At 71.4% G+C, this 10,831-nt stretch carries 11 protein-coding genes; 4 read left to right on the top strand and 7 right to left on the bottom strand.

What is annotated here, in order from left to right:
• Positions 1 to 123 precede the first annotated feature (123 nt).
• Positions 124 to 996: an undecaprenyl-diphosphate phosphatase gene (locus JK363_RS29150; protein ID WP_201879378.1), complete on the top strand. Its 873-nt coding sequence runs from the start codon at positions 124 to 126 to the stop codon at positions 994 to 996.
• A 267-nt stretch (positions 997 to 1,263) separates the two neighbouring features.
• Here the strand turns inward: JK363_RS29150 and JK363_RS29155 are convergent, their stop codons facing one another.
• The 7 genes from JK363_RS29155 to JK363_RS29185 all read right to left on the bottom strand — a co-directional run bounded on the left by JK363_RS29155 (position 1,264) and on the right by JK363_RS29185 (position 6,808).
• Entirely contained in the window at positions 1,264 to 1,902 is a 639-nt protein-coding gene (locus JK363_RS29155) for an HAD family hydrolase (protein WP_201879381.1), read from the bottom strand.
• Between the two features lie 48 nt (positions 1,903 to 1,950).
• Positions 1,951 to 2,574, bottom strand: coding sequence for a flavin reductase family protein (locus tag JK363_RS29160; RefSeq protein ID WP_201879383.1), 624 nt, complete (start codon positions 2,572 to 2,574; stop codon positions 1,951 to 1,953).
• Positions 2,575 to 2,691: 117 nt separating this feature from the next.
• A complete protein-coding gene (locus tag JK363_RS29165) occupies positions 2,692 to 4,626 on the bottom strand; it encodes an APC family permease (RefSeq protein WP_201879385.1) in 1,935 nt (644 codons plus the stop codon).
• A gap of 149 nt (positions 4,627 to 4,775) precedes the next feature.
• Positions 4,776 to 5,207 carry a VOC family protein gene (locus JK363_RS29170; protein WP_201879387.1) on the bottom strand — a complete coding sequence of 144 codons (432 nt, stop codon included), beginning with the start codon at positions 5,205 to 5,207 and terminating at the stop codon, positions 4,776 to 4,778.
• 5 nt (positions 5,208 to 5,212) lie between these two features.
• Positions 5,213 to 6,070, bottom strand: coding sequence for a helix-turn-helix transcriptional regulator (locus JK363_RS29175; protein WP_201879389.1), 858 nt, complete (start codon positions 6,068 to 6,070; stop codon positions 5,213 to 5,215).
• 57 nt (positions 6,071 to 6,127) lie between these two features.
• Entirely contained in the window at positions 6,128 to 6,433 is a 306-nt protein-coding gene (locus JK363_RS29180) for a hypothetical protein (RefSeq protein WP_201879391.1), read from the bottom strand.
• An 87-nt stretch (positions 6,434 to 6,520) separates the two neighbouring features.
• On the bottom strand, positions 6,521 to 6,808 hold the full coding sequence (locus JK363_RS29185) for a helix-hairpin-helix domain-containing protein (RefSeq protein WP_201879393.1): 288 nt from the start codon (positions 6,806 to 6,808) through the stop codon (positions 6,521 to 6,523).
• A gap of 434 nt (positions 6,809 to 7,242) precedes the next feature.
• Between JK363_RS29185 and JK363_RS29190 the strand changes: the two genes are divergently transcribed.
• From JK363_RS29190 to JK363_RS29200, 3 genes are read left to right on the top strand one after another with little or no spacing between them, the layout of a single operon-like run.
• Entirely contained in the window at positions 7,243 to 8,046 is an 804-nt protein-coding gene (locus JK363_RS29190; RefSeq protein WP_201879395.1) for a Tat pathway signal sequence domain protein, read from the top strand.
• A gap of 14 nt (positions 8,047 to 8,060) precedes the next feature.
• Positions 8,061 to 9,281 carry a copper amine oxidase gene (locus tag JK363_RS29195; protein ID WP_307821905.1) on the top strand — a complete coding sequence of 407 codons (1,221 nt, stop codon included), beginning with the start codon at positions 8,061 to 8,063 and terminating at the stop codon, positions 9,279 to 9,281.
• A gap of 44 nt (positions 9,282 to 9,325) precedes the next feature.
• On the top strand, positions 9,326 to 10,690 hold the full coding sequence (locus JK363_RS29200; RefSeq protein WP_307821906.1) for a serine hydrolase domain-containing protein: 1,365 nt from the start codon (positions 9,326 to 9,328) through the stop codon (positions 10,688 to 10,690).
• Positions 10,691 to 10,831 lie beyond the last annotated feature (141 nt).

Here is a 10,831-nt window from a genome sequence, read left to right on the forward strand (position 1 = left end):
CCCCACGAACCCCGTGGTTGATCGTCGGCCACGGGCTTCTTCCCGTCGGCCACCCCCGCCTGACCCGGTCGTGCCCCATATGCGCCGGTCAGCGCATGATCAGCCTTTGGATACGTAGACGCAATGTCGTGGTTCGAATCTTTCATCCTCGGGCTTGTCCAGGGGCTGACCGAGTTCCTTCCGATTTCCTCCAGTGCCCATCTGCGGCTCACGGCCGCCTTCGCGGGCTGGAACGACCCGGGACCAGCCTTCACCGCGATCACCCAGATCGGCACCGAGCTCGCGGTGCTCATCTACTTCCGCAAGGACATCGCCCGTATCGTCTCGGCCTGGTTCCGCTCGCTCTACAGCAAGGAGTGGCGCTCCGACCATGATGCCCAGATGGGCTGGCTGGTGATCGTCGGCTCCATACCCATCGGCGTGCTCGGCATCACCCTCCAGGACCAGATCGAGGGACCGTTCCGCGATCTGCGGCTGATCGCCACCACCCTCGTGGTCATGGGTGTGGTGCTGGGCTTCGCGGACCGGCAGGCGGCGCGCGACGAGACGGGCGGGAAGCACCGTGTCGCCAAGCAGCGCAAGACGCTCCAGGAGCTGAAGGTCAAGGACGGGCTCATATTCGGCGTCTGCCAGGCGATGGCCCTGGTCCCGGGTGTCTCCCGGTCGGGAGCGACCATCAGCGGCGGTCTGCTGATGGGCTACACCCGCGAGGCCGCCGCCCGCTACTCCTTCCTCCTCGCCGTTCCGGCGGTCCTGGCGTCCGGGCTCTTCGAGCTGAAGGACGCGTCCGAGGGGCACACCTCCTGGGGCCCCACCATCTTCGCAACCGTTATCGCCTTTGTTGTCGGATATGCGGTTATCGCGTGGTTTATGAAGTTCATCTCCAGCAAGAGCTTCATGCCGTTCGTGATCTACCGGATCCTGCTGGGTCTGGTCCTCTTCGCCCTGGTCGGCTTCGGTGTGCTGAGCGCGCACGCGGCCGAGTCGGCGGGCTGACGTTCCTGACGCCCTCGAGAGGGGCGGGGAGATGGGCCGCCGGCCGAGGAGGGAGGAGTCCGGCGGCCCCTTCGCTCAGGTCTGGCGCCCCCTGAGCGGCATGGGAAGAGTCAATCGCCCCGTGGTATGGACCGGGAAGGGTGTGCGGTAGATATATGCAAGCACTCTCGTCACACGGGGTGTGAATACATCACACACCGTGAATCCCAGCCCTGAACTGCGGTCTTCCTCCGCTTCGCGCGCCGCTCCGGCTCTCCGCCCTCGCGTTCATCCGGTGGCGACGCCGACCAGCTCGTCCAGCGCGTCGATCCGCCAGTCCGCCAGGGCCGCGTCGCCCGTACCGGCCCAGAGATGCCCCCATGGCCCGCGCCGGATATGCGCGGCCCTCAGCCCGGCGGCCTTCGCCGGACGGATGTCGAACGCCGGATAGTCCCCCACGTACACCGTGCGGTCCGGCGCGCTGTCCGCGAGCTCCAGCACCCGCCGGAAGAATCCGGCCCCGGGCTTGGCGACGCCCCATGCACCGGACGTGGCGACGGCGTCGACCGGCAGCTCCAGCGCCCGCAGCAGCTCCCCCATGCGGACCGTCTGGTTCCCGGCGACAACGATCCGCGCCCCGGTGCCGCGCAACCGGCCGAGCGCGCTCCGGACGTCCGGATACAGATCCTCCTCGTCCAGCCGCTCCCCGCGCCCGGCCGCCTCACGTGCCCGCCACTCGGCGGCGATATCCATCCCCGGCTTCACCAGACGGAGCGCGTCGTTGTCCGGACGCCCCTGTGCGACAACGGCTCCCACCAGGGCGGAGAGGGTGTGCCGTGGGACACCGAGCCAGTCGGCCCACGCGGCCCAGTGGCGGTCCTCGCGGACGAGGGTCGAGCCGACGTCGAACACGAAGGTCTCCATCACCGGCAGCACCCTACGGCCCCACGGCCCTCCCGCCCCGGGGGCGCTCCGTCAGCCCCGGCCTTCGCCCCGGCCGGCCTCCCAGTCCGCGTACCGGATCCGGGCACGGTCCAGGATCTCGCCGGTGGTTCCCCACTCGTTCTTGCCCAGCCGGGCCAGCGGCTTGAGCCGGTCGATCTCGGGGTGGCCGTCGGCCATCACCGCGTCGTCGACCACGGCGTGCACCACCCGCCCGAAGACCACCGTGGAGTCGCCAAGACCCAGCGTGCCGTGCAGCACACACTCGAGCGCCACCGGCGAGGCGGCCACCCGCGGCGGCTTCACCCGCAGGCTCGTCTCCTGCTCGATCCCCACTTTCTCGAACTCGCTGACCCCGTGCGGAAAGTCCGTCGCGGTCGCGTTGACCTCCTCGAAGAGCCGCTCGGGGGCGAAGTTCACCACGAACTCCCCGGTCTCCTCGACATTGCGCAGCGAGTCCTTCCGGCCGACGGAGGTGAACTGCACGATCGGCGGGGACACACACGAGACGGAGTAGAACGAGTGCGGCGCCAGGTTGGCCGTCCCGTCCGCCGACATCGTCGACACCCAGGCGATCGGCCGGGGCACCACGACCGAGGTCAGCAGCTTGTAGAAGGGGGTCCGGTCCATGGCCTCGGGATCAAAGTCGATACGCATGCCGCCCAGTATCCGCGCCCGCGCCCCGGACCCCAACCATGGGCCGCTCCGGTGCACACCATTCCGCCCCTGGCCCGGCCCCCGCGGCGGAGGCCGATTCCGCCGACGCGGGGTGGCTCAGGGCTTCGGGAGACGGAAGCGGAGGCGGCAGATGACGGCGGTGGTGTGGTGGCGGAGGGTGTGGGCCACGACGGCGCCGCGTTGGTTCTGGAGAAGGCGCTGCCAGGGGCGGGCGGGTTCGGTTTCGGGGATGAGGACCGTGATGCGGGTGGTGGGGTGGCGGGTGGTCAGCTCGTCGACGTAGGCGGCGATGGGGCGGCCCAGCGAGCGGGTGGTGGCGGGGAGGGTGATCAGGTCGGTGCCCGGGTTCCACAGTTCCCAGTCCCGGCGCAGGGTTTCGGCCGCCCGCCGGTCCTCGGGGTCGGAATGGACGACCGTGACAGCGTGCACGTCGTCGCCGAGGGAGGCGGCGGTGCTCAGGGCCTCGCGGGTCAGGCGGGAGATGCCGGAGACGGGGACGATCATCAGGGAGCGGCTCGGGCGCGGGGGTTCGGGGATGCGCCCGAGGCCCAGGGCGTGGCCGATGCGGGTGTAGGCACGGTGGACCCGTTCGAAGACGAGGACCAGCAGCGGCAGGGCGATCACGATGAGCCAGGCGCCCTCGGTGAACTTGGTGGCGGTGACCACGATCGCGGCGACGCCGGTGAGCAGGGCGCCGAAGCCGTTGAGGGCGGCCTTGCCCCGCCGGCCGGGGGTGCGCTGCCTACGCCAGTGGCGGACCATACCGGTCTGGCAGAGGGTGAAGCCGACGAAGACCCCGATGGCGAAGAGCGGTACGAGGGTGTTGGTGTCCCCGCCCGACACCAGCAGCAGTGCGGCGGAGGCGGCGGCCAGGGCGAGAACGCCGTGGCGGTGGACCTGGCGGTCGGCCTTGAGGCCGAAGACATGGGGCAGGTGGTTGTCCCGGGCGAGCAGGGCCATCAGCACGGGCAGTCCGCCGAAGGAGGTGTTGGCGGCCAGCGCGAGCAGCACCATGGTGGCGAACTGGACGACGTAGAACGCCGCGTTGTGGCCGAGTGAGGCGTCCGCGAGCTGGGCGAGGACGGTGACACCCTCGACCGGCTGGAGGTGGAAGCGGCCGATCAGAACGGACAGGCCGATCAGCATGACGCCCAGCAGCGCGCCGAGTGCCACTTCGGTGCGCTGGGCGCGGCGGGCGGCCGGGGCCCGGAAGGAGGGGACGGCGTTGGCGACGGCCTCGACGCCGGTGAGGGCGGAGCAGCCGGAGGCGAACGCCTTCAGCAGGAGCAGGGCGCCCACGGTGGTGGCGCTGTCGCCGAGGGCGGAGGCGTGTCCGTCGGCCGCGTGGGTACTGGCCGGTGCGGAGCGGAACAGGCCGACGGTGATGATGGCCAGGATGGAGCCCACGAAGACGGTGGTGGGCACGATGAAGGCGCGTGCGGAGTCCACCACCCCGCGCAGATTGACCGCCGTCACCAGGGTGAGCACGGCCAGGCAGATCCACACCCGGTCGTCGTAGAGGCCGGGGAAGGCGGAGGTCAGGGCGGCCACTCCGGCGGTCACCGAGACGGCCACGTTCAGGACGTAGTCCAGGATCAGGGAGGCCGCGGCCACCAGGGCGGGGCGTCTGCCCAGATGAGCCTTGGCCACCGCGTAGGCGCCGCCACCGTCCGGGAAGGCGGCGATGACCTGGCGGTAGGAGGCCACGAGCACCGCCAGCAGCCCGGCGATGGCGAGGGTGACCGGCAGGGTGAAGCCGAGCCCGTGCGCACCCGCCGCGGCCAGGACCAGGACGATCGCCTCCGGGCCGTAGGCCACGGACGCCATCGCGTCCAAGGAGAGCGCGGCCAGTCCCTGGACGGCGGTGAGCCGGTGCCGGTCCTCCGGGGCCTTCAGGCCCCCGGGGCCGCGTACGCCGGTATCCGGGGGTTCCTCGTCGGCCCCGTTACCGGCTCCGGCCCCGGCTCGCGCCGTGTCCTCGGCTCCGGTCGTGGCCGGGGGCCGGTCCTCGCCTCGGGACACCGTCGTCATCTCCTCGCACCTCCGGTCGGGAACGTCGGGTGCTCAGCTTGGGACGGCGGCCGGGCGGTAGCCGAGCCGTCTTGTCGGAATCCTGGCGCGGTGTGCCGCGGTCTTGACGCCTTCCTGACACCGGGGTGCGGGAAGGCGTCGGATACCCGTCAGTTCTGGCCGCGCGGCTCTCCGGGGTAGGTGCCGAACGACCAGGTGTTGCCCTCCGGGTCCGCGATCGCGAACTCGCGGCTTCCATAGGGCTGGTCCTCGATGGCGCGGACGATCGTCACCCGGGCCGCGGTCAGCCGCTCGTAGAGCGCGTCGACGTGTGCGGTGACGATGTACGCGCCGGAGCTGCCCGGCTGGAGGCAGCCCTTCTCACCGGACGGGTCGTAGGAGCCGAGCATGACGCCGCCGCCCTCGGGCCAGTCGAGCTGGGCGTGGGCGACGCGGTCACCGTCCCGGTAGACGGCCGTACGCTCAAAGCCGACCGTGTCGACCAGGAAGTCGACCAGGGCGGGGGCGTCGTGCGCCTGGAAAGTGGGCCACACATCGGGGGCGCGGAGCTGCTGCTTCTCGGTGGTGTTCGTGGTGTTCATGCGCCCTACTCTTCGCCGTTGCGGTGCCCCCCGGCTTGGATATTCCGGCACTCTTCGGCGAGCCAGGCCGTCGGGCTGACGCCGGTGTACTGCCGGAAGTCGCGGACGAGGTGGGAGTGGTCGTAGTAGCCGCATACGGCGGCGATACGGGACAGCTCCGGCGGGCGGTCCGCGGCGACCGCGCGGGCCACCGCGGACCTGGTGTGCTGGAAGCGCATCAGCCGGGCGGCCTGCTTGGGCCCCAGACCCGTTTCGGCGCGGAACAGGGTGGTCAGCCGGCGCGGGCTGAGTGCCACATGCTCCGCGAGGCCGGAGAGCGTGCCGGTGCCGCGGTGGCGGGCCAGCCAGGCCCATGCCTCGGCAACCTCGGGGCGCACGGCGGTGTGCCGGGCCGACGCGGCGCGCTGCCGCAGATATCCGGCGAGAGTGGCGAAGCGTTCGTCCCAGGTGTCCTGGGCGCACATCCGCTCGCGCACCTCGGCGGCCCGTGCGCCGAGCACCTCCGTCCCGGACACGACCAGCTGGGAGGTGAGTTCACCGGCGGGCAGCCCGAGGAGCGCACGGGCGGCCAGGGGGTGCAGCGCCAGCTGGACACCGGCCTCGTGGCTGTCCTGGGCCACATACGCGGGGTCCTGGTGCAGTCCGGCGACCACGATGTCGGTCCGTGCGGCGTCGGGCCCATACGCCTGCTCGGCGGTGCGGCCGGTGACGACCGGGCCCTCGAGGGAGAAGATCAGTGTCAGATACGGCGAGGGCAGCCCGCGGTGCAGCGCCGGGAGGACTCCGGCGGTGCGGTAGCCGACCGCCGACACAACCATGCCGTCGAGCCCGGGAGTGGCCCGCACGAACTCGCGGGTGCTCATGAGCTCAGTATGGGCCACCGCCCGGCCACCGGGTCCGGCCCTGCTCCCGGCGGCTCCTCACCCCCGCCGTTCCCCCGCTTCCAGCAACGCCGCGTGGGCCGCCGCGGTCAGCACCGCCGCCGCGAGCACCCAGGGGATCCAGTTGCCGGGGTTGGGCAGCCAGGTCCGTCCCAGCGCGACCGGGTAGACGATCGCCGCGTACACCGCGGGGACGGCCGGCCGGACGACACCCTTCCGGGCGGCGGCGAGGAACAGCGGCGGGCCCAGCAGCCCGGCGGAGAACACCACGCCCAGCACCCACAGCGCCCGGGTCCGGCGGGTGGCGTAGAAGGCGGCGGTCGGGCGGGCGGGGACATCGGTCATGGGTCACCTCTCGGCCGTCGGGCCCACCGCGTCCCGGCCGGGCCGGAACACGGCGCGCGGGGTTCGTGGGCGTGTTCGCGAAACGCCTCAGCGCGTGGTGTCCCGCTCCGGTTCGGGACGCAGACGGCTGAGTGCGTGATGGGCCCCGGCGGTTCCGATGCCCTCCAGGCTGAGGAGTTGGCGCGCCGACAAACTGGCCAGGAGTTCGAGATTGTCGACGCCCGCCCGCAGCAGGGTATTGGCGAGGCGGTGTCCGATTCTGTCGTGGCCGAGCACGTCGAAGAGTTCACCGCCCTCGCATGAACAACGGGGTTTCCCACCGGGGTTCTCCGGCGTGTTCTGCGGGGTGGTGCACGCGGAGCACACATCGATCATTCGGCCGTCCTGTCGCGCTATTGCCCAGCTCATAAGGGCCATGGCCTCCCGTACCCCGCTTGCGCTCTCGGCCGCGTGGGATGAATGAGTGGCGCCACAGAGGTCACATCGAATGATGATCCAATGGCTCATGTGCGCATGATGGCAGACGGGTTGCCAACGGGCCTTCTCCGTAGTCGCTTTGCAGTCTCCCCCGTCCAGGACGCTTTCCGGCCAGAACATGCGTTTCTCACAGTCGCTTGATTACAAAAGCAACTGTTACGCCGCCCGGAGTGGTGAAAACGTGAGCCGACAGTGGACAGCGGAGAGCCTCGGAAGTGTCCGGGCGAGCCGCCGGAAGCGTCTCGAATCGCGCCGGTGGGACGGCGATCGCCGTGCTGTCCTCCTGAGCCCCCACCGGGGCTCGACCGACCGACAACGGGAACGGCTGGGTGATGAGAAGCAACGCCACCAACAACGGTGCGGCCGATGCGAAGGGCGGCCGGACACGACGATGGCGCATACCCGTGGCCCTGGGTCTGTCGGCCCTGCTGGCCGCCGCGGGGACGGTGGTCCTCAAGGCCACCGGGTCAGCCGCGCCCGGCACCACCCCCGCCGCCGTGATCACCTCCCACAACGGTCCGCTGACCTCGGAGGAATCCCGCAAGGCCACCCGGATCGCCATCGACCACCCCACCTCCCGCCGGGGAGCCGCCGGCACCGGCCGTGAGCGGAACGCCGCGGGTGCGGCCGGGGCCGAGCCGCTGGACACCCACCGCCCGCCGCGGTCCCCGTCGAAGTCCGCGGCGCCGGACGGTGAGGCCGAGGTCCAGCTCTACGACTACGCCTCGGACAGCCTGATCACCCGCCGGGTCGATCTGCGCTCCGGCAAGGTGCTGGCCTCCGGCCGCCGGCACGGTGTGCAGCCGCCGCCCAGTCTCGCGGAGGCCCGGCAGGCGGTGAGGATCCTCCTCGCCGACCGCCGCCTCGGTCCGGGGATGCGCGCGTCGTACGCGTCCGCGACGCACAGGAAGCTGACCTCGCCCGCTCAACTGCGGCTCCAGGGAATGGCGTTCCTGGCCTCCCGCGCCGAGGGCGTCAAGGGAGCCCGGCAGGTGTCCCGGTGCGGCGCCCACCGATGTGTGCAGCTCTTCGTCCGCATTCCTGGCACACAGGGCCGCGACGGCGGCAGGTGGATCGACACCAGTCGCATCGTCATCGATCTGTCGGCCCGGCGCGCCGCCGTCATCGGCCTCTGAGGGGAGTCCCGTTCGTGTTCCGTGTCCTTTGGCGTGCCCGTGTGCTCGTGGCAGCGGCGGTTCTCCTGGTGGCGGGGACGCCGGGTCCGGCGTCCGCCGCTCCCCGGGAGCCCTCGGCGACCGCCGACTGCCCCGCGGCCAACCGCATCGACAAGACCCTGAAGAACGGCGCCCGTTGGCGGATGTGCTGGGACGTCGACCGCAACACCGGTGTGGTGTTGAGCGATGTGACGTACACCCCGCTGCGCGGCACACCGACCCGTGTGCTGAAGAGCGCATCGCTCGCCGAGGTGCATGTGCCCTACGACAGTGGCGAGCCGCGTTTCTACGATGTGTCCGCCATCGGCTTCGGCGACCTGGAGCAGGGCACCCTCACCCAGCTGACGAAGAAGGACTGCCCGGCGGGGCGGCTCGGGAGCTTCCGCGGCACCGCCGTGCTGTGCAGCGAGGAGCAGCCGAGGCCCTTCGCCTACAAGAGCGCGGTGGAGAAGGGGGTGCTGCACGGCAGCGATCTGACCGTCTTCTCGGTCTCGGAGATCGGCTGGTACGACTACATCATCGAGTGGCACTTCGCCGACGACGGCTCGATCACCCCGAGGGCGGGCGCCACCGGCTCCCTGTCGCCGTTCCAGTTCGCCGACGCGACCGGTGGCTGGCCGACCGGGGTGGGCTCCACCCGGTTCAGCGAGAACCACAGCCACAACATCTTCTGGCGGATGGACTTCGACGTCGACGGGGAGAAGAAGAACGCCGTCGAGCAGTACGACTTCCCCGGCAGCGGCACCGCGAAGCGCACCACCAAGCGCACCGTGCTCTCCCGTGAGACGGCGGCGGACATCGCCCCCAGCCGCTTCTGGCGGGTGGTGAACCGGGCCGCCGAGAACGCCGACGGCCACCCGAAGTCATGGGAGATCGACAACCACGAGAGCGACCAGTACCGCGGGCCGGACCACACCGAGGACTTCACCCACCACGACATGTACTTCACGCAGTACCGGACGTGCGAGCGGCTGGCGTACGGCAACAAGGCCAACGCGTACGGCACCGCCGCGTCCGGCTGCGCCCCCTCGGTGGACAAGTACGTCAACGGCGAGAAGCTCACCGACCCGGTGGCCTGGGTCAGTGTCGACTTCCACCACGTCCCCCGGGACGAGGACGAGGACCCCATGCCCACGCACTGGCAGGGCTTCCGGATCGTCCCCCGCGATGTGACCGCCACCAGCCGGCTGCCGTGACCCCCGGCAGGCCGTCCGTCCCCTCGTGCGCCAAGGAGTACACCGTGTACCACGGGTCCGAGTCCGCCTCCAGAGACGAGCGGCGCCCCAAGGAGCGCCGCCTCCTCGAAGATCACCTGACCGCGCTGGCCCGCGCCCACCGGGTGCCGGGAGCCCAACTCGCCGTGCACACCGGCGGATCCACGCTCACCGTGGAGACCGGTGTGCTGGACGCGGACACCGCGGAGCCGTTCACCACCGAAACCGCGGTGCCCATCGGCTCGATCACCAAGTGCTACACCGCGACGCTGGTGCTGCTGCTGGTGGCCGACGGGGACGTGGCACTCGACGACCAGCTCGGCGACCACGTACCGGAGCTGCGGCGGTCCGGCCCGCCGTGCACGGTGCGTCAGGTGCTCAGCCACACCGCGGGGCTGCCGTCGGGCCCCGACTCCGACCAGGTGGCCGCGCTGACCACCGCGCGCTATCTGCTGGACCACTGCACCGACCGGAGCCTGGTGATGGCGCCGGGCACCGACTTCTCCTATTCCAACGCCGGTTATGTGGCCGCGGGCCGGCTCATCGAGACGGTCACCGGAATGAGCTGGGCGGAGGCCGTACGGTCGGTGCTGCTGGAACCGCTGGGCACCGTGCCCTGCTTCGTCGGCGCCACCGGAACCGCGCGCCGCCCGCCGGCGCACGGCCACGCGGGCAATATGGCCACCGGCAGAATCCGGCCGGTGCACCAGAACCTCGCCCCGGCGGAGGCCGCTGCCGGAGCCCTCGCGGCCAGTGCGCTCGATCTGGTGGCGCTGGCGCGGGCGCACATCGGCGACGGCCCCCCGGGGCTGCTGCCTCCGGAGCTCGCGGCACGGGCGCGCCGACCGGTGCCCGGCGCCGATCCCGGTGTGCTCGCCGACGGCTGGGGCCTGGGGTTCGCACTCTTCCGGCGGGACGCCACCCTGTGGTTCGGCCACGACGGCAACGCCCAGGGAACCTCCTGCCATCTGCGGGCGGATCCGGTCAGCGGTGCCGTGGTCGCCTTCACCAGCAACGCGAGCGTCGGCACCGAGATGTGGCACGAACTGGCCGACGGGCTCGAGGACATCACCGGGCTCCGGGTGCCCGCGACCCCGGCCCGCCCCGCCCCGGCCACCCCGATGGCCGCGACCGCCCAGTGCACCGGGATCTATCTGAACGGCGACATCGAGTACCAGGTGACGATGAGCGACAGCGGCAATCTCGCCCTGTCCGTGGACGGCGATCTGCCCGCGCCCCTGGTCTGTCACGAGGACCTCACCTGCGACCTGGTGGACCCGTCCTCCGGACGCCGGATCCCCGGTGGCCGCTTCGTGCGCGATCCGCGGACCGGCGCGGTCGACCGCATTCAGCTCTCGGGCCGGATGGCCCGCAAGAGCGCCCTGGTCTGACAGCCGCGACCGGCCCTCCCCACACCGGTACTCCCCACACCGGACCTCCCCACCGCGGCGGACTCCCCCACGCTCACCGCCAGGCCGCGCGGCGCACCGTCCCCCTGTCCCCGCCCGAACACCGCTCCGAAGGGCCGACCC

The organism is Streptomyces coffeae, from assembly GCF_016741875.1.
GTDB classification, from domain to species: domain Bacteria; phylum Actinomycetota; class Actinomycetes; order Streptomycetales; family Streptomycetaceae; genus Streptomyces; species Streptomyces coffeae.

Coding starts and splice junctions, on each gene's coding strand:
- JK363_RS29150 (WP_201879378.1), top strand. CDS start 124: ATGTCGTGGTTCGAATCTTTCATCCTCGGGCTTGTCCAGGGGCTGACC.
- JK363_RS29160 (WP_201879383.1), bottom strand. CDS start 2,574: ATGCGTATCGACTTTGATCCCGAGGCCATGGACCGGACCCCCTTCTAC.
- JK363_RS29165 (WP_201879385.1), bottom strand. CDS start 4,626: ATGACGACGGTGTCCCGAGGCGAGGACCGGCCCCCGGCCACGACCGGA.
- JK363_RS29170 (WP_201879387.1), bottom strand. CDS start 5,207: ATGAACACCACGAACACCACCGAGAAGCAGCAGCTCCGCGCCCCCGAT.
- JK363_RS29175 (WP_201879389.1), bottom strand. CDS start 6,070: ATGAGCACCCGCGAGTTCGTGCGGGCCACTCCCGGGCTCGACGGCATG.
- JK363_RS29180 (WP_201879391.1), bottom strand. CDS start 6,433: ATGACCGATGTCCCCGCCCGCCCGACCGCCGCCTTCTACGCCACCCGC.
- JK363_RS29185 (WP_201879393.1), bottom strand. CDS start 6,808: ATGATCGATGTGTGCTCCGCGTGCACCACCCCGCAGAACACGCCGGAG.
- JK363_RS29190 (WP_201879395.1), top strand. CDS start 7,243: ATGAGAAGCAACGCCACCAACAACGGTGCGGCCGATGCGAAGGGCGGC.